The 20873-nt window shown below is 60.1% G+C and carries 23 protein-coding genes and 2 pseudogenes; 9 read left to right on the forward strand and 16 right to left on the reverse strand.

The annotated features are described in order from the left end of the window. Positions 1 to 7 precede the first annotated feature (7 nt). The 7 genes from WI754_RS30310 to WI754_RS30340 form a co-directional block, all read right to left on the reverse strand. The gene (locus tag WI754_RS30310; protein ID WP_341486378.1) at positions 8 to 1768 is read right to left on the reverse strand and encodes a Na(+)/H(+) antiporter subunit D; all 1761 of its coding nucleotides are present in this window, start codon (positions 1766 to 1768) and stop codon (positions 8 to 10) included. Then, positions 1761 to 2015 carry a hypothetical protein gene (locus WI754_RS30315; RefSeq protein ID WP_341486379.1) on the reverse strand — a complete coding sequence of 85 codons (255 nt, stop codon included), beginning with the start codon at positions 2013 to 2015 and terminating at the stop codon, positions 1761 to 1763. Before WI754_RS30315 ends, WI754_RS30310 begins: the two co-directional genes overlap by 8 nt. Then, on the reverse strand, positions 2012 to 3475 hold the full coding sequence (locus tag WI754_RS30320) for a monovalent cation/H+ antiporter subunit D family protein (protein ID WP_341486380.1): 1464 nt from the start codon (positions 3473 to 3475) through the stop codon (positions 2012 to 2014). The genes WI754_RS30315 and WI754_RS30320 overlap by 4 nt, the downstream gene beginning before the upstream one ends. Positions 3476 to 3479: 4 nt before the next feature. Then, positions 3480 to 3782, reverse strand: a complete 303-nt coding sequence (nuoK, locus tag WI754_RS30325; protein WP_341486381.1) for an NADH-quinone oxidoreductase subunit NuoK — start codon at positions 3780 to 3782, stop codon at positions 3480 to 3482. Beyond that, positions 3782 to 4282 (reverse strand): NADH-quinone oxidoreductase subunit J, encoded by a 501-nt coding sequence (locus WI754_RS30330; protein WP_341486614.1) that lies wholly within the window; start codon positions 4280 to 4282, stop codon positions 3782 to 3784. The genes nuoK and WI754_RS30330 overlap by 1 nt, the downstream gene beginning before the upstream one ends. Positions 4283 to 4556: 274 nt before the next feature. Then, positions 4557 to 4721: a hypothetical protein gene (locus WI754_RS30335; protein ID WP_341486382.1), complete on the reverse strand. Its 165-nt coding sequence runs from the start codon at positions 4719 to 4721 to the stop codon at positions 4557 to 4559. Between the two features lie 11 nt (positions 4722 to 4732). Further along, positions 4733 to 6328, reverse strand: a complete 1596-nt coding sequence (locus WI754_RS30340; protein WP_341486383.1) for a hypothetical protein — start codon at positions 6326 to 6328, stop codon at positions 4733 to 4735. Positions 6329 to 6336: 8 nt separating this feature from the next. Here WI754_RS30340 and WI754_RS30345 point away from each other — a divergent pair, with 8 nt between their 5' ends. Further along, positions 6337 to 7056, forward strand: coding sequence for a hypothetical protein (locus WI754_RS30345; protein WP_341486384.1), 720 nt, complete (start codon positions 6337 to 6339; stop codon positions 7054 to 7056). On the opposite strand, the gene mobC is transcribed toward WI754_RS30345, so the two are convergent. Next, positions 6975 to 7472, reverse strand: a complete 498-nt coding sequence (gene mobC, locus WI754_RS30350) for a plasmid mobilization relaxosome protein MobC (RefSeq protein ID WP_341486385.1) — start codon at positions 7470 to 7472, stop codon at positions 6975 to 6977. The genes WI754_RS30345 and mobC overlap by 82 nt on opposite strands. A 698-nt stretch (positions 7473 to 8170) precedes the next feature. Here mobC and WI754_RS30355 point away from each other — a divergent pair. Both WI754_RS30355 and WI754_RS30360 read left to right on the forward strand, forming a co-directional pair. Further along, positions 8171 to 8509 (forward strand): WGR domain-containing protein, encoded by a 339-nt coding sequence (locus tag WI754_RS30355; protein WP_349438076.1) that lies wholly within the window; start codon positions 8171 to 8173, stop codon positions 8507 to 8509. Positions 8510 to 8590: 81 nt separating this feature from the next. Continuing rightward, positions 8591 to 8869, forward strand: coding sequence for an HU family DNA-binding protein (locus WI754_RS30360; RefSeq protein ID WP_341486387.1), 279 nt, complete (start codon positions 8591 to 8593; stop codon positions 8867 to 8869). Between the two features lie 49 nt (positions 8870 to 8918). Here WI754_RS30360 and WI754_RS30365 read toward each other — a convergent pair whose 3' ends face one another. The 4 genes from WI754_RS30365 to WI754_RS30380 form a co-directional block, all read right to left on the reverse strand. Next, positions 8919 to 9227 (reverse strand): DUF736 domain-containing protein, encoded by a 309-nt coding sequence (locus tag WI754_RS30365; protein ID WP_341486388.1) that lies wholly within the window; start codon positions 9225 to 9227, stop codon positions 8919 to 8921. A gap of 137 nt (positions 9228 to 9364) precedes the next feature. Continuing rightward, complete coding sequence (locus WI754_RS30370; RefSeq protein WP_341486389.1) at positions 9365 to 9688, reverse strand: DUF736 domain-containing protein; 324 nt, start codon at positions 9686 to 9688, stop codon at positions 9365 to 9367. 556 nt (positions 9689 to 10244) lie between these two features. Continuing rightward, positions 10245 to 11393, reverse strand: coding sequence for an IS110 family transposase (locus WI754_RS30375; protein ID WP_341486390.1), 1149 nt, complete (start codon positions 11391 to 11393; stop codon positions 10245 to 10247). Between the two features lie 785 nt (positions 11394 to 12178). Beyond that, complete coding sequence (locus WI754_RS30380) at positions 12179 to 12733, reverse strand: cysteine hydrolase family protein (protein WP_341486392.1); 555 nt, start codon at positions 12731 to 12733, stop codon at positions 12179 to 12181. A gap of 93 nt (positions 12734 to 12826) precedes the next feature. Here WI754_RS30380 and WI754_RS30385 point away from each other — a divergent pair, with 93 nt between their 5' ends. Then, complete coding sequence (locus WI754_RS30385; RefSeq protein WP_341486393.1) at positions 12827 to 13798, forward strand: GlxA family transcriptional regulator; 972 nt, start codon at positions 12827 to 12829, stop codon at positions 13796 to 13798. 81 nt (positions 13799 to 13879) lie between these two features. Here WI754_RS30385 and WI754_RS30390 read toward each other — a convergent pair. The 3 genes and pseudogenes from WI754_RS30390 to WI754_RS30400 all read right to left on the reverse strand — a co-directional run. Beyond that, positions 13880 to 13963, reverse strand: a pseudogene (locus tag WI754_RS30390) (LysE family translocator); the annotation flags it as partial. A gap of 22 nt (positions 13964 to 13985) precedes the next feature. Next, positions 13986 to 14084, reverse strand: a pseudogene (locus tag WI754_RS30395) (LysR family transcriptional regulator); the annotation flags it as partial. Positions 14085 to 14240: 156 nt separating this feature from the next. Beyond that, positions 14241 to 14534, reverse strand: coding sequence for a hypothetical protein (locus WI754_RS30400; RefSeq protein ID WP_341486394.1), 294 nt, complete (start codon positions 14532 to 14534; stop codon positions 14241 to 14243). An 80-nt stretch (positions 14535 to 14614) separates the two neighbouring features. On the opposite strand from WI754_RS30400, the gene WI754_RS30405 reads away from it, so the two are divergent. Further along, a complete protein-coding gene (locus WI754_RS30405; protein ID WP_341486395.1) occupies positions 14615 to 15439 on the forward strand; it encodes an isocitrate lyase/phosphoenolpyruvate mutase family protein in 825 nt (274 codons plus the stop codon). Positions 15440 to 15454: 15 nt separating this feature from the next. On the opposite strand, the gene WI754_RS30410 is transcribed toward WI754_RS30405, so the two are convergent. Continuing rightward, positions 15455 to 16396 carry a DMT family transporter gene (locus tag WI754_RS30410; RefSeq protein ID WP_341486396.1) on the reverse strand — a complete coding sequence of 314 codons (942 nt, stop codon included), beginning with the start codon at positions 16394 to 16396 and terminating at the stop codon, positions 15455 to 15457. 86 nt (positions 16397 to 16482) lie between these two features. Here WI754_RS30410 and WI754_RS30415 point away from each other — a divergent pair, with 86 nt between their 5' ends. The 4 genes from WI754_RS30415 (at position 16483) to WI754_RS30430 (ending at position 20807) form a co-directional block, all read left to right on the forward strand. Further along, on the forward strand, positions 16483 to 16962 hold the full coding sequence (locus tag WI754_RS30415; protein ID WP_341486397.1) for an Lrp/AsnC family transcriptional regulator: 480 nt from the start codon (positions 16483 to 16485) through the stop codon (positions 16960 to 16962). A 223-nt stretch (positions 16963 to 17185) separates the two neighbouring features. Then, positions 17186 to 18223 (forward strand): IS110 family transposase, encoded by a 1038-nt coding sequence (locus tag WI754_RS30420; RefSeq protein WP_341486398.1) that lies wholly within the window; start codon positions 17186 to 17188, stop codon positions 18221 to 18223. Positions 18224 to 18816: 593 nt separating this feature from the next. Then, positions 18817 to 19488 carry a DUF938 domain-containing protein gene (locus tag WI754_RS30425; protein ID WP_341486399.1) on the forward strand — a complete coding sequence of 224 codons (672 nt, stop codon included), beginning with the start codon at positions 18817 to 18819 and terminating at the stop codon, positions 19486 to 19488. 209 nt (positions 19489 to 19697) lie between these two features. Beyond that, positions 19698 to 20807, forward strand: coding sequence for a sulfite oxidase (locus WI754_RS30430; RefSeq protein WP_341486400.1), 1110 nt, complete (start codon positions 19698 to 19700; stop codon positions 20805 to 20807). The last annotated feature ends 66 nt before the right edge of the window (positions 20808 to 20873 follow it).

The following is a 20873-nucleotide window of genomic DNA, read 5'->3' on the forward strand; positions in this document are numbered from 1 at the left end:
ACACCCCCTACCGCCACGCCACGGCGAAGACGACGGTGGCTGCGATCACACCAACGACCATCGCCAGTGCGTAATGGGTCACGACGCCGGTCTGGAGCCGCCGCAGCGCGCCGCCGCAGCGCAGGATCGCGCGGGCGACGCCGTTTACAACGGCGTCCACACCGGTGAGATCGACCGACAGTCCCGCCCGTGCCGCCCCATGCAGGAAGGGCAGCGCCGCGGTCTCGGACACGTCGCTCACCGTCTTCTCGTAGCGCGCCAGCGGTTTTTCGGCGAGCCACATGAAGTGTCGCGCGCCCTTGCGGTAGAACCAGTCGGTGTCGATGCTGATCGTGTTCTCGGGATCGAGCGCCCTGAGGAACACGACAAAGCCCAAGGCGGTGAACATCAGCACGCCGAGGCTCTCGGTGACATGGACCCCGGTGTAGGGTTCGAAGTCGACCGGATAAGGCAGAAGCGCGTAAAGTGGCTGGGGGAACACCCCGATCGCGATGCACAGCACCGCCGCCATGCCCATCGCAACGAGCATGTTGCGGGGAGGTTCCCGTGCCTCCAGCCTCTGGTCCGTGCCGAAGAACATGTAATACGGGAGCTTGAGTCCGGTGTGCAAGAACGTCCCCGACGACGCCATCGTCAGTGCAAGAACCACCAGCGCGCGGTGATCGTGTCCGGCGGCGGCCACCACCATCGACTTGGTGACGAAGCCCGAGAAGAATGGAAATGCCGAAATCGCAAAAGCGCCGACCATGTAGAGCGCAACGGTCAGCGGCATGGTCCTGTAAAGTCCGCCAAGCTCGGTGAGCTTGCGCCGCCCGGTGACGTAGATCACCGCCCCCGCGCCCATGAACAGGAGCGCCTTGTAAAGGATATGTGCGAAGGCATGGCTGACAGCCCCGTTCACCGCCATCTCGGTCCCGATGCCGATGCCCGCCACCATGTAGCCCACCTGACTGACGATGTGATAGGCCAACAGCCGCCGGCAGTCGTTTTCCAGCACCGCGTAGATGACGCCGTAGAGTGCCATCGCCGTACCGAGCCAGACTAAAAGCTCGGTTCCGGGAAACGCCCGGGCCAGCACATAGACGGCGGTTTTGGTGGTGAAGGCGCTCATGAACACCGCCCCGGTGACGGTTGCCTCCGGGTAAGCATCGGTCAGCCAGGCGTTGAGCGGCGGCACCGCGGCATTGAGGAGGAACCCGGCGAGGATCAGGTAGGCGGCGACGCCCATCTCCCCCCCGATCGGGCCGAAGAGCAGCGAACCTGCGGCGAGCCCGTGGAGAATGACGCCACCGAGCAGAACGACGCCGCCAGTGATGTGGACCATGAGGTAGCGGAAGCCGGCAGCGACCGCCTGCCGGCCGCCCTGGGCAAAGACCAGATAGGCAGAGGCAAACGCCATACCTTCCCAGAACAGGTACAGGGTCAGATAGTCGCCGGCAAAAACGACGCCAAGCGCGCTGCCGACGTAGACGAACGCAGCGACGTGCTGGCCGGCGCGCGTCAGGTGCAGCGCGTAGACCATTCCGATCAGCGCCATAATGGTGAAAACGGTGGCGAAGACGATGCTCAGCTTGTCCACCTTCGCGATGAGGATTTCCTCCCCGATGAACGATGCCGCGCCGTAGCTGCCCGGCGGCATCGTGAGCACGGCGAGGATTGCAAGCACCGGGATCAGTAGCAGATAGGCCGTACGGGTCGCGCCCTTCAGAAAGGGGATCGGCAGGGCGCCGAGAATGAACAAAAGGGCGGGATGGACGAAGTCAGTCATAATAGTCCTCGCGCCGCATGAGCCCACCCCGATGGCCGAGGAACTTGGAAACGAAAATCAGCAGCACGCAGGATAGGAAGCCGTAGACGGCCGACCAGCCCGGCAGGCGGTCCCACAGGTATTCGGCGTGTTCGCGGGAGACCAGGAAGTCGGCGATGACGATCAGAACGAGCACCAGATAGAACAAGCGGCGTCGCTGGTTCGCATATTTTCCGTCACCAAAGAAATCGACCACGCGCGTTATCATCTGACAACTCCTTCCGCCAGGGCGAGGAAATAGTCGGGGAAGATGCCCATCGACACCGACAGGATGGCGGTCGCAACCAGCGGGATCGTCATCATCGGAATTTCACGGACCGTCGTCGGGCTCTCCTGCGCCTCCGTCCCGAAAAAAGCGACATAGCTGACCGGCAAGAAATAGGCGGCGTTCAGGACCGAGCTCACCAAGAGCACGATCAGAAACGCGGTTTCCCCCGCCTCCACCGAGCCCCGCGCCAGATACCACTTGCTCACGAAACCCGCAGTCGGTGGCACCCCGATCATACTGAGCGAGCCGACGAAGAACGCCCCCATCGTCCAGGGCAGTCTGCGCCCGATACCGGCCATGTCGCTGATGTTCCGCTTGCCAGACGCGCAATAGATTGACCCGGCGCAGAAAAAGAGCGTGATCTTGGAGAACGCATGAACCGCAATGTGGATGATCCCGCCGACCATCGCGACCGGCGAGAGCAGAACCGCCCCAAGCACGATGTAGGAGAGCTGGCTGACCGTCGAATAGGCGAGCCTCGCCTTCAGGTCGTCCCGTGTCAGGGCGTAGACGGACGCCATCAGGATCGTGAACGAGACCAGATAGGCCGTGACGATGCCGAGCTCCAGCCGGTCCACCAGTCCCGTGCCGAAAACATGGAACACCACCCGCAGCACGCAGAACACGCCCATCTTGACCACGGCCACCGCATGCAGGAGCGCACTGACCGGTGTCGGCGCCACCATCGCGGCTGGCAGCCAGGCGTGCATTGGCATCACCGCAGCCTTGGCGAAGCCGAAGAGGTAGCAGAAATAGACGACCGTCAGCATCGGGGCCGAGGCATCGACGCGCGAGAGCAGCCCCCCCGCCACAAAATCGAGCGACCCCGCAATGTGGTAGGTCAGCGCCAGCGCGGCGAGAAGCACGCTTTTCGACGCGCCCATCAAATAGACGAGGTACTTGCGGCTGCCCGCCCATCCCTCTTCGTCCTCGTGGTGGTAAACGAGCGGATAGGTCACGAGGCTGAGCACCTCGTAGAAGATCACCAGCGTGAACAGATTGGCGGCGAAGGCACCTCCGACCGCAGCCGCGAGACTGGTGGCAAAGCAGGCAAAGAATCGAGTCTGCGCGTGCTCGTTCAAGTGCCGCATGTAGCCGATGGAATAGATTGCGGCCACGATCCACAGCAGCGACGAGACTGTGGCAAACACCATGCCGAGCGCATCGACGCGGAAAGCGAAGTCAATCCCCGGCAAAATCTCGAACAGGCGCAGATCGACTGTCCTGCCCGCCAGCACTGTGGGCGCCATCGAGGTGACAATTGCGAACATGGCGACCGCCGCCAGCGGCGAGACGACATCACGGAGTTTCTCGCGGTTGTTCAGAAAGAGAACCGCAAGGGCCGCCAGGCCTGCGACGGCGACGGCAAGCAGCGGCCGGATCGATATCACCGGGTCCAAGCCGCTATCCTTTCATCATGGTCACTTCGTCGACCTTGAGGGTGGATTTGTTCCTCACGAGGGCGACCAAGATACCGAGAGCGACGGCAACCTCCGCCGCAGTGATTGCGATGACGAAGATCGCGAAGATCTGCCCGCGGAAATCGCCGTAGTAACGCCCGAAAGCGATAAAGTTAATATTGACCGAGTTGAGCAGCAGCTCCAGTGACATCAGCACGACCAGAATATTGCGCCTGACCAGCACGCCCGCCGCTCCGATCACGAACAGGACCACTCCGAGCAAAATATACCACCAGAGAGGAACCATCACCGCTGCTCCTTCCGCGCCAACACGATGGCGCCGACCAGGGCGGCGAGCAGGATGACGGAGGCGACTTCAAACGGCAGCAGATAGTCGGCGAAGAGTGTCGTGCTGAGCTGCCTGATCTCATCGCCACCGCCCACAGCGACGGGCTCAGTGACCGAAAAACGGTTGCTCCAGAGCACCAACACAAACATCTCGACCCCAAGCAGGACGAGCAGCACCAGAGCCGGCAAGTTGCCACCCGGCAAGAACCGCTGCAACACCGCTTCGCGTACATCGATCATCATGATCACGAATAGAAACAGGACCATGATCGCGCCGACATAGACGAAGATCTGGATGACCGCGAGCAACGGCGCTTCGAGCAAGACGAAGATTGCCGAGATCTGCAGGAAACACGCCATCAGCGCCAATGCGCTGTGAACCGGATTCCGCGCCAGGACCACCGTCAGGGCCGTAATCACGGACACCGTAGCGAACAGAAGAAAGAACCCCTGATCCATCGACGCCGACCCTCCGACGCGAACCGTCATCCGGCGCGAGACGGCCGGATTTGAGATAGCGCCGCACTCACAAATTGTGCCCTAATATCGGATTTTTCACAAGATTATTGTCATCGGCGGGGCAAAGCCAGGCTGATGTGGCGAAGGCCGCTCGCGAAAGCGCGCTCTTTTGATGGATGGTACCTCAGGCAGAATCGGGCACTATCCAAATCATCGTCCAGCTGAGAGACGCGACGAGCCCGCCGCGTCGCCCTCACTCGGAAAAACGAACTCCTCAGTTGAACCAAGATGCGACAGCCGACCAAGCCAAGGTGAGGGCATGGTCGATCACCGCGATCCCCATGACGACGACGAACACGACCCCGAATACGGTCGCGATCCCGTCGATCGCCTTGCGATCATCTTCGACGACAATGATGCGCCTATCGTCACCAGACATCAGACCTGTTCCTACCGTTCCCGATCATCATGTTCATTTCGCGCCTTCGTGTCGCCGTCGATCCGGCGGTTTTGCACGTCTGCCTCCCGTCCGGATCCACCCGCTGGAGCACCGCGCTCCGGATTGGCAGCCGGCTCGGATCGTTCGGATCTTGCTGCGGTCTTTTCGCGGTCGGCTTTCTGCCGTTGACGTTCGACCGCCTGCAACATATTCCTGAGCGCCTCGTCGACGTCGGCGACGTCGCGGATCAGCCCGTTGCCGGCAGCCCCGAGCTCGGCTGCCTTCAGCAACTGCGTATCGAGCGCCTGCTTCAACGCCCGGATCGTGTCAGGCGCCCCGGTCTCCGCCCGCTCCAGTGCGTCGCGAGACCGTTCGACATCAACGAGAACCGTGTTTGCCGCTTCGGCAGCCGCGCGGCCGTAGCGTGCAACCGCATCGTTCCATCGTTGTCTTTCATCTTCGCGGTCGCTGCCAGCCGTGCTGCGATCCTGCTGATCGCCGCCGCGATCTCTGTGCTCGACGAGTTCGACGAGTTCTCGCCGCACATTGACATGCTCGCGGGCCGCCGTCGCGATCTCGTCGAAACCGGCGCGCTCCGCCGCCGGCATTATCCGTTCCGCCTGCAACAGTGCGGTCTCGACCCGCTTCTCGTAAGCCTCGAATTCAGGTCGTGTCATGTGGCGCATATCGTCACCCTCCGAAACAAGTTCGACCAACGTCAGCAAATCTGTTCTGAATTGCGCACCAGAATTGGATTTCTCACCCTGTCCCGACAGCTGCGGGTCAGCCGCCACGCCGCGATCGTCAAGCCGGCTCAGCTGAGCGTCAACAAACTCTCGTACGGGCTGAGACAGCTGCGACCGCCCGAATTCGAGCCATTCCTGTTGGGCGGCTCTGGTATAGGTCTGGCTGCGAGCGGTATGGGGAATGCTGCTTTGCAGATCTGCCCGCTTCGCGTCGTAGCGCCGCTGTGCCGCCTCACTGGTTGCCTCATGGTCGGTGCGACCGATGGTGTTCACCGGCCGCACCTGGTTTTTGGAATAGGCCGCCGGGCTGGCCCGATCCCGGCGATCGGTCATTTCCATGGCAATGCCGTGCATCCGGGCCTTCTCGGCCATCGTCAGCCGCCATTGCCGAAACGTCGAAATGGTCGTCTCGATCCGGTCGCCGCCATCCGAGCGCATCGCGACGATGGCATGCACATGCACATGCGGACGTTTGCCCCCCGCCTCCTGCGCCTTGGGATCGCTTACAGCGTCGTGCAGCGAAAACACATACCGGTGGCCGGCAAACTGGCTCCCGAGAAAGTCGCGGGCCGCATCCTGGAAGGCCGTCACATCGGTGCCCGCCCGTGCCGACAGGATGAGATGCATGACATCGCGCGGCTTGCGGCTATGCAGCTGATGCCGCCATTCCAGCTGGACGAGATCGCCGGCTTGTTTGGCGTCGGAGATCGACCGCCCCTGCTCATCCTGAACATTGCCCGTGTGGGTTTCAACAAGCGACCGCAGACGGCTGGTGCCGTAGTCCGTGCCATTGCCATAGCCGGTGAATTGGAACTTTGCGCTCGCGTCTTCGGCAAGGCTCGCATCCAGACGCTGCTGCACGATTGCGCTTGAAGCACAGCCATTCCTTCGATATCGAAGCCACTACCATCCGAGCGCTCGCTCACCGCAAAGGCAAAGGCACGGTCGCCGAGACCCTGCGTCACGATCTGCCGCGCCCGCGCGAACACGTCATCACCGCCACGGCCGTCCTCTGTGACGGCGACATGAAACAACCCGATGTCCCGGCTCTCGGCCCGGTTGTTCATCAGGTGATCCCACTCGCCGCCCACCGCGGAAAGCTGGTCACGCCCCCGGAGCTGCTCGCCGCGTTCGTTCTCGACCACGACATCGCCGTTGCGCGAGACATAGGTGATCATCGCCGCCACTCGCCCGCCGCCGCCGAACGATGCCATCTTCACCACGGCCGGCTGACTGCCGGAGGCAAGGCCGGCAAATCGCGCCCGCATCGGCCGATCGGCGCGACGATGCATGCCGGCTCCCAATCCCGGGCGATCCCTTCCTCCCGCCCGGAATCCGCCTCCCCGACCTTTCGATCCACCTACCAGCTCCGAAGTGCCGGCAGCCCCTCCCCGACGGCGGCGCTCGTCCTCGTCCGACGATGGCCGCCGCCCCAGCGACAGATCATGGAGAAAGGCTGCCTTGCGGCTCTCCCATTCGGCGGTGAACGCTCCCAGGAAAAACTCCATCAGGCTCTCCCCACCCGCATTCGAGCGCCACGCGCGGCGAATGACCGGAGCTCAAGCAGCAGTGCGGCGACGGCACGCTGACCATCAGCGATCACCGCCCTCTCCGCCTCGGGCCGACCGGGTTCTCTCCGGTTTGCCGCCCGCGCCAGCTGGTTGAGGTTGACGCCGACGGCTTGGAGATCGGACAGAAGCAGGCCAAGGATGGCGCGATCCTCCGGCGTCAGGAAGGGACGCACGCCGGCCCCCTCCAGCGTCAGCGACCGCATGAACGCCGAAATCGTCAGTCCCGCCCTTGCGGCAGCATCGTCGATCCTGGCCATGTCGCTGGCGCTGAAGCGGGCGTGAACCACCCTGTTCTTGCGCTCGGTTCGCCCGTCCCGTCCAGAGCCAACACGAGCGCCGGCGGTACCGCTTTCCCTGGGTGTCAACGCGCGCATCGGACCTTCCTCGAAGCCGGCCGCAGGCCCATCGACGGCCCGTCCGTCGATCGTCAGCAAATTTGTATCACAAATTTGCGTATCCTGCCAAAAACGATAGTACCGATTCGGTAACATATGTTCAAGTCGATACATAACGATCCACGCCCGACCTCCGGCCGTCGACAGCCATGCGCGCGCCGCACAGCCGAACCGATCGCCGCAGGCCAGGTGCAAGGACCGACGCGACCAGCACCACCTACATCCGCCATAACGATTTGATTTGTATGAATGTAGTGATCAACCCTACATCCACTCGCTCCAATGCGACAATGTGTTTGTGGTGTGCAATTGGGGAGTGTGGAATATAGTCCACACTGTAGGCCGGACCTGTAGTTCAAAAACATCCGCGTCATCGATATGAATATGATGTATTCACCATTTTCTTGCCTGGATCCCGGCGTTCGAGGCATGAGTGCAGGGAATAGAGCCGCTCCGGAGGGGGCACCCAAGAACCTTCACGCTCACCCAACCGAAGGCGCTCAGCTCTCCGTTCAGCCGACCTTGTTCGGCAGTCATAAAGGATTCGCCGCGGGCGGTCAGGCAAGGGTCAGGACCTTCGACATGGCGCTGGCGCGGCTGGAGGGTTCGGAGCGACGCAAGGGTCGGCAGGAAGAATGCCTTCCTGAACCGGCCGATCGGCGGCCCAGATAGAACGACCGTCCGATGACGTCGGTGTTGAACTCGTCCAGTGTGGTGTACGGTCATTCATCAAAGATGTGAATCGATTGGTCGCAATCGATTCACATATGTCGTTGGACGGCGAGTCCGGTTCAGGCGACGCTGGCCTCATGCACCGGCATCGTTATCGCCTCCATGTCCAACGCATCGACGCCACCAAGAACATGGCGCGCTTTTATCTGCTGTCGATCGAGCCAACACTGTTCGGCAATATATCCCTGGTTCGAAACTGGGGCCGGATGGGAACGCGTGGCCAGGAGCGCGTGCATTTCTTTGAAAATGAAAAGGAGGCTCTTACCCTCTTCCTCGATATTCTCCGCGAGAAACGGAAAAAGGGCTATCGACCCGCGCCGCGCTGTGGAAATCATCGCCTTTGATTGCAGTTTTCAGTATTGGGCCGATGACAACTATATCCGGTGGTGACAAGGATTTGCGGTCAACATGAGGGGAAAACATCAGTGACAACGACGAATGAAATCGCGGATAAAGTCGCAGGCGATCATGGCCTGACTAAAGTTCAGAGCAAGGCCATCGTGGAGGCCGTGTTTGCGGCGATCACCACGGCCGCCACCTCGGGCGCCGAAACATCGATCCCTGGCTTCGGCAAGTTCAAAGTCAAGGACACGGCGGAGCGCGAAGCGCGCAATCCGGCGACCGGCGCCACGATCAAAGTGGCCGCGGCAAAGAAGCTGGCCTTTACCCCGGCCAAGGCATTGAAGGACACGCTGAACAAGTAATCCGTCGGATCGCAGGGGGCCCCGCCTTTTGGCAGGGCCCTCGCTGCCATTAGTCCCGGTTAGACCGGGACCAGATCAGGGAGAGGCCTTCCTCGCCTTCGACCTCGATAAGGGTTGCGTAGATCGGAGCGGGGAAGCTCGGATCGTCGAGCTTGACCGAGAGGTAGTCGCGGCCTTCGTTCGACGTCTTCTTCCAGGCGGCGCCGAACTCGACATTGCCTGCGAAGATACGGAAGTCAGGGCCTTTCTCGGTGGAGCGCTCGACTGCGCGGATTGTTGCCTTGACGTTGAGGTTGAGGGTCTTGATGGTGCCGTTGAAGCCGTTGCCCGAAGCGGAGAAAGAGCCGATGGTTGCCATTGTCGTGTTCCTTTTCTGTTATTCGGGCCGCGCCCATCGCGGCCTCATATGAGGAGCCACTCGTCAAGTTGCTGTTTCGAGCCGCGGGTGGCGGGTTTTGGTGACGCCCCAGGTGCGGGGCGTCGTATCGAGCGCGGTCAGTCGCCAGAACGGCGGTTCGGCCGCGACCAGATAAGGCTGAAGCCCTTGCCATCTTCGTCTTCGACCAGATTGGCGTAGAGCGGAGCGGTGAAGCTCGGATCGTCGAGTTTGAGACCGAGATAGTTGCGGCCCTCGTTGGACTGCTTGGACCAGGCGGCTCCGATTTCGATGCGACCGACGAAGACGCGGTGACTGGGAGCGTTTTCGCCGCTGGAGCGCGTATCGGAAACGATGCGGACGTTTTTGGTCTGGAGGGAAAGAGTGACGATCTCGCCGCTGAAGTCGTTGCCGGATTGTTGGAAGGTTCCGATGGTAGCCATTGTCGTTCTCCTGACTGGGTTGCCGAAGCCGCCCCTTGCGGCCTCGATAGCGGTCGTGAGGCGCCGATCGGGCCGACTGCATCCCAACGGGACCGCAGCGCTAAGCGCAGGGCGGCGAAAGCCGAACTTGTTGTCTCGCGAGGAATGCGGCGAAGCCGCAGGGGAAGAAGTTCGGCGAAGCCGTTGCAGGATCAGGACAGATTGGCGTCAGACCCGCCTGAAGAGAGGTCGTAAGGGGCGGCTTCCGGACACCGGTCTCGCGAGAACGATGCTGGGCAACGGTTTTCCAACTATGAGCCGGCACTGGTGGCGCGTCGGAGTTCGCCTTTTGAACCTGCGGTCTGAGCCCGTTCCTTGATCCGCGCCCTGCACGTATCAACCTCATATCCGGTCGCCGTTTGAACGGCCGCACCATAATCCCGCCTGCGGCGGCTAGGGCTCAGGAGGACGAGACCATTCTCGATGACGGCGTTTGAAGCCATGCCGCGTTTCGGTCGTCCACCTGGTTCCGGCGAGGCTGATCAGGCCTGTGCCGAACTGGTATGCGCTTAAACGGTCACGGTCTGATCACCGCGCCCTCGATCACGACGCCCGCGCTGGCGTACTTCCACAACGCCACAACCAGCTTGCGCGCCAGCGCCGTGATCATCACCTTCTTGAAGCGGCCGCCATTTTGCGCGACCCGTTCATTGAACCAACGACTGAGCGTTGATGCTGGCTGATGCCTTAGCCAAAGCCAGGCCATTTCCAACAGGGTCGATCGAAGCCGAGGATTCCCGGACTTGCCGATCCCTTGTTCCCGGTCAATCGATCCGCTCTGCCAAGGCGTTGGCGCTAGCCCTGCGTACGCGGCGACCTGCCGCCGATTGTCGAAGCGTCGGAACAAGCCCTCACCCCAGAGAACGGCGGCAAACTCGGGTCCGATACCGACGACCTTCGACAGCAACACCACCTGGCGAGCAGATTGCCGTTCCTCCGCAAGCATGTCGTCGCGCTCTGCCTCGACATCCTTGATCTGGTCGATGAGCAGCTCCATTCGGGCCAGCTCGCGTAGAACCTGCCGCTTCATGTGTAGCGGCAGAGCCCGTCCATCGCCCGTACGAAGGGTCTCCAGCTGCTCGTGTCGATCACGTCGCAGGGGATCGTAGCCGGTGATGCCCTGTGAGAAGAGCAGACCCTTGATACGGTTGCTATGTCGGATACGCTCTTCCATCAGAACTTTCCGCTCTCGGACGATGCGACGGCGATCTTCTTCATCGGGGGTCGGCACCCGCAACATCGAGCAGACCCGCGGCTCTCCCCGTTTGAAAGCGAGCAGCGCACGGATCAAAGTCTCGCCGTCTAACCTATCGGTCTTCACCCGCCGCTTGCGACGTGATGTGGCAATCGAGGCTGCGTCAACGACATGACTCTCATAGCCCTCTGCTGTCAGCGCCCGGTGGACCCAAAATCCATCGAGACCAGCTTCCTGGATGATGATGAACGGATATTGGCGGCCGGTTCGATCGTGTGCTTTTCGGCGCAGTAGCCCAAGTTGGGCAAATAGAGCGGCGATGTCGCCTCCGGCAATAATATGCCGAGACATCTTCTCACCGGCGCCGGGCGAGATAGACGTGAGCAGCCATGTCTTTTTGCTCAGTTCGATTGAGGCGTAAATTGCTGCGAGCTCAATGTGATCACCTGCTTGGACCTTATCTCGCGTCATCGTCCTGCTCCTTTCCGCAACGGCATTGACGTCAACCAGATCACAACAGATCGCCGCCACTACTCATAGGATCTCGATGGCTGTCGATCAGACCGGGGACGATCGGCACGCACCCGCAGGGCCGAAACGCAAGTGGAGGACGGCTGGGCCGAGGCTTTCTTGGCTCGCGAGGAATGATGGCGATCCGGGGTTCCCGCGTGACCTGTCACGTGGGGTGGTCGCTGGCAGGGGAAGAAAACGAGGCGGCCGTTGCGGACGCCGACCGAGCCGAGCATCGCGAGGCGGTCTTCGGTCAGACATGCCCCATCGAGACCGTAGAGGGCGAGCCAGCTGACAGACGGACAAGAATATGGCAAATGGCATCATCTGGCGGTGATCGGTTGCTCCAACACGCCAAAGTGGCCTATGCCAAGCTCAATCGCCGTCTCGAAGCACCGCTGGCTGGGACCAAGCCCTTCCTTTCTACCTCTTGGTTGCCACTTGATCCTGCACCGGGGGCTGTCCAGTAGCTAAATGGCCGACTGCTGTGGCGGGCTGATTGCTCGCCTGAAGAACTTGGCGCAGACATTTGAGGCTTACGAAGCCGAGCCAGCGGTTGCGCTCAGTGGTGTAGCCACTCGGACGGCCGGCGATCTTGGGAACCAACCCATGCCTCAGTTTGCGGTACTTAGTACGGCGCGCGGTCAGACTCCAATGGAGATAATATTGCAAATCTTGAGGTTAAGTCGGCGCAAACATTCTACATAACTGTATCCGCCGATCAAGATTCTGCAGAAATACGCGAATTATGCCGTCCAGCCTGAAATCTGATCTTCAGTGGCAACGACCTTGCCATAGGCAAAAGCAAGTGCTGACATGAAGGCAGCGTGGACCTGAGCGGCCGGCACCACATTGCCGTTGAATTCGATGTCGCGTGTCGCGCAAGCGTCTTCCACGATAGTGGTGTTATAGCCGAGGTCGACCGCGGCACGGCTCGTCGCATCAATACACATATGGCTCATCGCGCCTACGATGACGACATCCTCGATGGTCTCTGCATCCAAGACTTCCTTCAACTCCGTTTGACGAAAGGCGTTTGGATAGTTCTTGGTAATCACCAGCTCGCCATCAACGGGTTCGACGGCCGGAATGATCTCCGCCCCTTCCGTGCCAACAGCGAAAAACGGCGCGTCGGCCGGGCTCTCGTGCCTGACATGAATGACCTTGTCACCTGATGAACGGGCGGCCTCGACCACTCTGACTGCGTTGGCAATTGCCTTATCGATACCGACAAGCGCGAACTTGCCATTGGTCAGATAGTCTTTTTGAAGATCGATAACGATCACTGCGCGCTTGTTCATTGGCCCCATCCATTCTTGCCGTTGCAGATGACGTCTAGATATTTTATCCACGACTAGCGCATAATCGGCGAATTCGACAAATTCAGAGGCGATATGGCCATCTCTCAAAAACTACCCGAAATCGGGATCGTGTCCTATCCTGGCGCACAGGCTGCGTCGGTGCTCGGAATGACGGACATTCTGATTTACGCCGACGGGTGTGCCAGGAAGAAGCTTGCAGGCGACAGACCTTTGTTGCGCGTCAGCCATTGGCGGATGGACGCGGAGGAAGTACCCGTTCGCATCTTCGACACGGTCCCAGATGCGCAGGAAAGCCCGACCGTTCTCATCATCCCGCCAGGCCTCGGCGATCCGATACCAAGGGAGATTGCCTCCTCGTACGCCCGATGGCTATGTTTGCAGCATGCGGCGGGCACTTGCCTGTCCTCCATCTGCAAGGGCGCGTTTCTGCTCGGCGAGACAGGTTTGATCGCAGGGCGAACTGTGACAACGCATTGGACCTATGAGGAGGCGCTTTTGTCGCGGTTTCCCGATGCCAGGGTGAATACCGACAGGCTAATCATCGATGATGGTGACATCATAACTGTGGGGGGCATGATGGCTTGGCTCGACCTCAGTCTGAAGTTCATTGATCGTTATCTTGGGCCTGTCGTGATGATCGAAACCGCCCGTACCTTCCTTGTGGACCCTCCCGGTCGCGAGCAAAGTTACTACAGCGCCTTTTCTCCTCGGCTCAACCATGGTGACATGCCGATTCTGAAGGTTCAGCATTGGCTTCAGACAACTGGAGCCAGGGAGACAAGCCTTGCCATTCTGGCTGCGCAAGCGGGATTGGAGCAACGGACGTTCATCCGGCGCTTCCGGAAGGCGACCGGGCTCACGACAGGCGACTACATCCAGCGCATCCGGGTCGCGAAAGCTCAAGAGCTGCTGCAGTTCACCAAAACCTCGATTGAACAGATCGCTTGGGACGTCGCCTACACAGACCAAAGCGCGTTCCGGAAAGTATTCGGCAAAATCGTTGGGCTCACACCAGGTGAATACCGCCAACGGTTTGGAACATAGGGGTCGTTTGCGGGAGGGGGCGAAAATACTACCTTAAGCCTCCCCCGAGAAAACCGCCCGGCTTGGTCGGATGGGATGCAGTTAGTTTCTGACGCCCAATGCAAGGCGGCAGGCCAATCCTGCGAAGACTGTCGCGAGACGATACTGCGGCAGCTTCCTGAACCGGACCAAACCGGTGACACGACGTCGACAGCGCCGGCTGGGCAATATGCACCCGGGCCGCAGCTCGACCGAAATGGAGCTCGTCGGCAACGGCGACGAAATAAGTAAGTTGGCGCAGTTCCATGCAAAAACCTTGTAACCAAGTGCATGTTCACCGTTGGTCGCGACACGGACCCGACGGCCAAAAAAGCGCGCAAGGCTTCAATCGGAGCCGCGAATCGTTGCAACCCTCATGCTCAAAAGGTAAGTTAAGGATGTTTAGCATCTAAAACTTTTGTTTTCAATACCAAACTTTCGAAAAAAGAAGGTTACATTGATAAAACCAGCTCAATGTCGCGCTGCCCGAGCTCTCCTTGATTGGACCCAAAGCCAACTGGCCGACCGTACCGCGATTAGCGCTGTGTCCCTCCGCGCCTTTGAACGGGGTGGCGAAATGCGTGAGAGCAATTTGAGACTCGTGCGGTTCACGTTTGAGGCTGCGGGGATCGTGTTCGAGCAGGAAGGCGAAATGGTTCAAGGAGGAATTGGCGTGCGCTTGAAATCCAGCAATACCTAGTCCGTCGGTGAGTTCCATAAGGTTTCGCGACAGGAGAGACCGTACCGATAGGATCGTTGGCAGGCTACGACGCCACTGGCCATAGGAGGGGCTGCCCCATGGACGATAGAAGAACAGCGTTTCGTCAGTTGCATGAGGAGCCGGGAGCATTCATCATTCCGAACCCTTGGGATATCGGAACCGCGCGGATACTTGCAGCGTTGGGCTTTCGAGCGTTGGCAACAACGAGCGCCGGCATGGCATTTTCATACGGTGTTGCCGAGGGACAAACGTCTCGCGAGGATACTTTGAATCATTGCCGTGCTCTAGTATCGGCAACTCCCCTCCCAGTTTCGGCCGATCTCGAAAAGGGATTCGGGGATAGCCCGGAGAGTTCAGCCCAAACCATTCGCGCCGCCGCTGATTTGGGTCTTGCCGGTTGCTCACTCGAAGACCACACGGGCAACCCCGAGGAACCGATCTACGATTTCTCCTTTGCCGTTGAGCGCATCCAGGCGGCCGCGGAGGCTAGGTCAGCCCTTTCTCATGATTTTGTTCTCACGGCCCGGTGCGAGAATTTCATGTGGGGGCGTCCCAACCTGGACGATACTATCAAGCGTCTTCAGGCTTTCGAAGCGGCTGGCGCTGACGTGCTGTACGCACCAGGTCTCAAGGACTTGGACACGATCCGCCTTGTCTGCGAGTCCGTATCGAAACCGGTCAACATCGTCATGGGCCTTCCGGGAACGACATTCAGCGTTGCGGAACTGGCGTCTGTCGGGGTCAAAAGGATCAGCGTCGGTTCAGCGCTGGCGCGTCTCGCCTACGGGGCGTTTGCAAACGCCGCACGGGAGATGGTCGCGAGCGGGACGTTTGAGTTCGCGCAGCAGGCCATGGGGTTTGCCGAACTTGAGGGCTTTTTCACCGGCGTTGCCAAGCCGTGACGTGTCGTGTTCAAATTATGCGACCGACTTTTGCGACAATTGTACTGATGATTGTGGCTTACCGAAAACCGCAATGGCGGAACAGACGCCAGCGAACTGCAAGGTCGCTCCGGTCGCCTCGGCGACGGTCGGCCATCTCCCCTCGAACATAAAGCCGTAGACGAGGCCGAAGATCGTTTCTGCAACGATGAGCTGGGCAGAGAGAGCCAGAGGCAGTCGCCGCGAGGCGACGACCCAGCACCAGGTCGCAAACCATGATCCCGCCAATCCCATCACCAGTGCCCATCCGATAAAGCGGCACAGGTCTGGTGACGCAATCGTGGCCGATGATCCGAAGGATGTCAGCGGCAACAGGAAAAGGCTTCCGAGGGCCGCACCGATCCCTTGAAGACCAGTCCATTGTAATCCGTCAGGCGCATCGGCCGACCGCATGACGGCGGCGTTCACCATCCCGTAGATGATCCATATCGTCAGCGCGACGGTGCTCGCGAGGATGCCGAGCAGGACCGACCTCATTCCGGAGACATCGGTCGCGCCGATCGTCGCGATGTTTACCACCGCCACCCCGACCCCTATCAACAGAAGCGGAAGCGCGAGGGCTTGCCACGGTGCGGAACGATCACGAAGGTTGGCGATGATCGCTAGGAAAACGGGCATCGTGCCGATGATGACCGGCGGGATCGCAGCTCCTGCGAGCTGCACGGCGAGAGCCGCACTGACGAAATAACCCACATATCCAGCACCGCCGAGAAGCAGACCGATCACGAGCCGGTCGAGCGAAATCCCGGTCGGGCGAAATCGCCGGTCGAACATCAGGACAGCACAGGCAAGGCCGAAGATGCCATAGCGGGCGACGGTTAAATCCCATGCCGTAAACGGCACGACGGCGCGGGGCGCAACGAAGGTCAGGCCCCACAAGGCGCAAGTGGTGAGTCCGGCTATGATCCCGATCGGCATGCTTGTCTCCCTGTTCGGGCAAGGATGCAATGCGATCTGATCGATTCATATGGAAATTCAGTGGACGTTTTGCTAAGTTGCCTTCCATGTCAAAGGCAAAAGCGTTTGAAAACCTTCAATCTGGAAATTCAACTCTCGACGAGACGGATGCGCGGATTCTCGGCGCGCTCGATTCCGACGCCCGCTTGTCGATGAGCGAGCTTGCGCGTCTCGTTGGCATGTCGGCGCCGAGCGTTTCGGAGCGCGTCCGCAGATTGGAATCATCCGGCGTCATTCGCAGCTTCACGATCGATGTCGATACCAGAGCGATCGGCTACCAGATAAGGGCCATGGTGCGGATCAGGCCGCTTCCCGGTAAGCTGCATCTTGTTGAGCGGCTGATTCAGGAGCGGCCGGAGTTCATCGAATGCGACAAGATCACCGGCGACGATCCCTTTCTTGCCCGCCTGGTCGTCCACTCGATTGAGGAGATGGACGATGTTCTGGAAGCGCTGTCCGAACATGCCGTCACCAGCACGGCCGTGATCAAGGGAACATCGGTCAAAAGGCGCCTGCCGCCTCTGTAGCAAAATCAGGGCGACGGCTTAGCAACGGACTTCGCACCAACCGAGCCTCCGCGCGGCAAGGTCATACTGAGCCACATACTGTTGCCTTCCCGCACCGATCATAACAAATCGCACGGAACTGCCTGCCCACTCCCCTTTGCCTTGATGTTGGAGTGGACGGCCCCTGAACGGCATCGAAATGTGCCAGAATGAGCTGTTAAGATCTCAATCGAAGGGGCCGCCCATGGACAAGATTATTCGTATTGGCATGGATACGTCAAAGCATGTTTTTCAGTTGCATGGCGTGAATGCTGGAGAGAAACCAGTCTTGCGCAAGAAAATGCGACGCAAGGAGATGATCGACTTCTTCACGACCTGCCCGCCAACTTTGGTCGCGATCGAGGCCTGTGGTGGTTCGCATCATTGGGCACGGCTGCTCACCTCATTCGGACATGAGGTAAAAATGATCGCGCCGCAACTTGCCAAGCCCTACGTCAAGCGGAACAAGAACGACGCGGCCGATGCGGAGGGGCTCTGCGAGGCAATGAGCCGCCCAACGATGCGGTTTGTTCCCGTTAAGACAGTTGACGAACAAGCGGCACTCATGCTGATCAGCGTCCGTACCCGTCTCATAGCCAACCGCACCCAACTCGCCAACGCAATCCGGGGCTACGCCAATGAGTTTGGTGTCTCCGCAGCCAAGGGGCTGGCGCATATCCCTCTGCTGCTTGAAAAGGTACAAGCCGACGGGACTGTGCCAGAGCTCGCACAGGAATTGTTCATGAGCCAGGCCGAGGAATACGCCCAGCTGGAAAAGAAGATTGCTGATGTGGAGGCCAAGGTAAAGGCATGGCAGCGTAACGACGAACGCAGCATACGTCTCAACACCATTCCCGGCATTGGCCCAATCGGTTCGGCTCTTTTGATAATGAAGACACCCGCTCCGGAGCTCTTCAAATCTGGTCGCCAGTTCGCGGCCTGGATAGGGTTGACGCCAAAGGATCACTCGACCGGCGGCAAGCTGCGGCTCGGTGGTATCACGCGAGCCGGCGATGAAGCTCTGCGGGCCGTCCTGGTGGCTGGAGCAACCGCTGTCATTCATCACGCGCGGCGATCTGGCAAGGCTTCTCGATGGCTGGCGGAACTGCTCAAGCGCAAGCCGCCTAAACTTGCAGCTGTCGCACTCGCTAACAAGATGGCGCGCGTGGCCTGGAAGCTCATGGTCTCTGGAGAGACATACAGCGCACAATCAGGACCAGCTTTGACGGGATGCGTCGCATGAAGATTGGGAAGCAAGAACCCGGGACATCCTGATCTTCGCCACGTGTTGGTAATACGACAACTTGCAAGATAATAGCAGATGGTGTGATCGATCGATCCGGGACACAGGATACCCCGGGGATCCCTTTGGCCCCTCAAGGCCGCCTTGATGTCTGGGACCTGTGTTGCGGAAACCATCTTGGCCAGCGTTCATGTGCGAACGCAACAACAGGCCGGACATATGGACGCAAGCGATCAGATCAAATCATCTCAAAATATCTTGCGAGTCGGGGGCCGTCCACATAAGGGATCAGAACCAACGACCCTGTTGTTACAAAAGCATCCCGTCGAGAATTCCCCATTGGCCGAGATCGACTCGGCCTGGATGGAATGACCGATTTGGGGCCGAAAGCCGTCGGTCGGCTTCCGGGCTCCGATTTTCGAAAGCAGACCTTGAGCCTGGCGGACGCGTGATCTGACGCGAAGTGGACGTTCGGTCGCCCTCGGCCGAACGCACGCGCCGACGACCCCCTTCGTAAGTCCGAAATCCTTGGTTTCAGTCCCATCATTTCAGCTATAAGGTGGGAGACATCGCCCAAAGGGGATTCAAGGCCAATGCCCCCAGAGAAGAAGGACCGTTCGCCTGTTGCGCTGGAACAGCGCGACATAAGCGCCGACCAGCGCATGTTCTCACCTTCCGTTGCGCGAAATTCGGCGCCGATCCTCGCGGTCCTAAAACGTGTCCTTCCAACACGTGGCGCCGTGCTGGAGATTGGATGCGGGACCGGCGAGCACGCCGTGTGTTTTGCGGGAGCAATGCCCAACCTCACCTGGCAGCCGAGCGATCCGGATGCCGACGCCCGCACCAGCACGTCTAGCTGGATCAAATTCGCAGGGCTGAAGAATGTGCTGGCACCGCGGGATATTGATGTGTGCTCAGGACAATGGGGCGTCGAACAAACGGGGCATTTTGACGCCATCGTGTCGATCAATATGATCCATATCGCGCCATGGGCGGCAAGCTTAGGATTGTTCGCAGGAGCTGGCCGTTTGCTTCACGCTGGTGGGCTTCTTCTTCTCTACGGCCCATTCATGCGCGACGGGGCACACAACGCCCCCTCGAACGCAGCTTTCGACGCGGCTCTAAAGGAGCGCAACCCATCCTGGGGTGTGCGTGATATCGCTGATCTTGAACAAGTGGGTGAGGCCGCTGGACTTAATCTCCGCGAGACGATCGAGATGCCTACCAACAATATGTTGCTGGTCTTCTCCAGCGGTAGTGCCTGAACGACAAGCGGGCGCGAAAGAGACGTGGGCCTATAGCAGCATTCGGGCGCTTTGCTGCCGTTCGAGGTCGATCCGAGGAACGTGCGGTATGTGCTAGAATGCGGCCGAAGGCGGAACGCGACAGACGCACTGCGAGGGGCGGTGTGATCGAACCGGAATTCGCGCGACCGAGTGCCAACGTTGTGCTCTTGGAAGGGGAGACGAGGACTATGCCGACACCAGAGCAACCCAGTCTAATAGTTCGACAGAAATCCCCACAGAACACCGAGTTTCCGTTTGCGTCGCTCTCCGATTGGCTGATCCCAACCGAGCTGTTCTTCGTGCGAAACCATTTCCCCTCGCCGGACCTCGATGCGCGAGACTGGAGATTGCGCGTTGGCGGGGCGGTGGAGCGGCCGATCGAACTTGACCTCGACAGCATTAAGGCGATGCGGAGCACGACTTTCACCGCCGTCGTCGAGTGCGCAGGGAACGGCCGCGTCTACTATGTGCCACCGAAGGAGGGGTTGCAGTGGCAGAACGGAGCCGTCGGCAATGCTGCGTGGACAGGTGTTCTTCTGCGCGAGATTTTAGAAATGGCGGGCGTTAAGCGAACCGCACGTGAGGTTCTGCTCGTAGGCGCAGACAGCGGCGTCGTCGACACGAACAGGAAAACGGCTTCTCCCGGCCCCATCGCTTTTGCGCGCAGTTTACCGCTTGAGAAGGCCATCGCTCACAGCACGATCCTTGCCTATTCGATGAACGAGGAGCCGTTGACGCGCGATCACGGCTACCCGCTACGCGCGGTCGTGGGTGGCTGGTTCGGCATGGCTTGGGTCAAGTGGATCACACATATTACGGTTGTGGAACAACCGTTCCTTGGCTACTGGCAGGCGCGCGACTATTTCCGTTGGGAGCGCAGCCTCGGGGAACCCAGGCTGGTCCCCCTCGCGGAGATGGAGGTCAAAGCGCAGATCGCGCGTCCCGTGCAGGGGGCGCGTCTCATCGCCGGCCAACCGTATCGGATTTTCGGAGCCGCCTGGAGCGGAGAGGCTGTTATCCGGCAGGTGCAGGTCTGCACCGGAGATGGTAGGGGCTGGCGCGAGGGAAGGCTCCTCGAAACAGAACGTCCCTTTGCATGGCGCTTGTGGGAGTACATGTGGACCCCTGAAGAAGTGGGGCGATATATACTGCGATGTCGCGCGATCGATGGGGCGGGGTGCGTGCAGCCCGACCTCCAGCGTTCCGACTGCGAGAGCTACGCGGCCAATTGGATCGTTCCGGTGGAGGTTACGGTCGTTCCCGAGCCACAGACGTACGAGGAGGAATTCGTGATCTAATCACCCGCATGGGGCGGAATGGCGGCTTGGCGCAACTGCGACCCGCGTTGTCACTGCGTCATGTCC

This window comes from Pararhizobium sp. A13, from assembly GCF_040126305.1.
In the GTDB taxonomy this organism is placed as follows: Bacteria; Pseudomonadota; Alphaproteobacteria; order Rhizobiales; family Rhizobiaceae; genus Pararhizobium.

Excerpts from the sequence above, each read along its gene's own strand:
- WI754_RS30310 (WP_341486378.1), bottom strand. The coding sequence starts at position 1,768 with ATGACTGACTTCGTCCATCCCGCCCTTTTGTTCATTCTCGGCGCCCTG.
- WI754_RS30315 (WP_341486379.1), bottom strand. The coding sequence starts at position 2,015 with ATGATAACGCGCGTGGTCGATTTCTTTGGTGACGGAAAATATGCGAAC.
- nuoK (WP_341486381.1), bottom strand. The coding sequence starts at position 3,782 with ATGGTTCCTCTCTGGTGGTATATTTTGCTCGGAGTGGTCCTGTTCGTG.
- WI754_RS30330 (WP_341486614.1), bottom strand. The coding sequence starts at position 4,282 with ATGGATCAGGGGTTCTTTCTTCTGTTCGCTACGGTGTCCGTGATTACG.
- WI754_RS30335 (WP_341486382.1), bottom strand. The coding sequence starts at position 4,721 with ATGTCTGGTGACGATAGGCGCATCATTGTCGTCGAAGATGATCGCAAG.
- WI754_RS30365 (WP_341486388.1), bottom strand. The coding sequence starts at position 9,227 with ATGGCAACCATCGGCTCTTTCTCCGCTTCGGGCAACGGCTTCAACGGC.
- WI754_RS30370 (WP_341486389.1), bottom strand. The coding sequence starts at position 9,688 with ATGGCTACCATCGGAACCTTCCAACAATCCGGCAACGACTTCAGCGGC.
- WI754_RS30375 (WP_341486390.1), bottom strand. The coding sequence starts at position 11,393 with ATGACGCGAGATAAGGTCCAAGCAGGTGATCACATTGAGCTCGCAGCA.
- WI754_RS30380 (WP_341486392.1), bottom strand. The coding sequence starts at position 12,733 with ATGAACAAGCGCGCAGTGATCGTTATCGATCTTCAAAAAGACTATCTG.
- WI754_RS30385 (WP_341486393.1), top strand. The coding sequence starts at position 12,827 with ATGGCCATCTCTCAAAAACTACCCGAAATCGGGATCGTGTCCTATCCT.
- WI754_RS30400 (WP_341486394.1), bottom strand. The coding sequence starts at position 14,534 with ATGGAACTCACCGACGGACTAGGTATTGCTGGATTTCAAGCGCACGCC.
- WI754_RS30405 (WP_341486395.1), top strand. The coding sequence starts at position 14,615 with ATGGACGATAGAAGAACAGCGTTTCGTCAGTTGCATGAGGAGCCGGGA.
- WI754_RS30410 (WP_341486396.1), bottom strand. The coding sequence starts at position 16,396 with ATGCCGATCGGGATCATAGCCGGACTCACCACTTGCGCCTTGTGGGGC.
- WI754_RS30415 (WP_341486397.1), top strand. The coding sequence starts at position 16,483 with ATGTCAAAGGCAAAAGCGTTTGAAAACCTTCAATCTGGAAATTCAACT.
- WI754_RS30420 (WP_341486398.1), top strand. The coding sequence starts at position 17,186 with ATGGACAAGATTATTCGTATTGGCATGGATACGTCAAAGCATGTTTTT.
- WI754_RS30425 (WP_341486399.1), top strand. The coding sequence starts at position 18,817 with ATGCCCCCAGAGAAGAAGGACCGTTCGCCTGTTGCGCTGGAACAGCGC.
- WI754_RS30430 (WP_341486400.1), top strand. The coding sequence starts at position 19,698 with ATGCCGACACCAGAGCAACCCAGTCTAATAGTTCGACAGAAATCCCCA.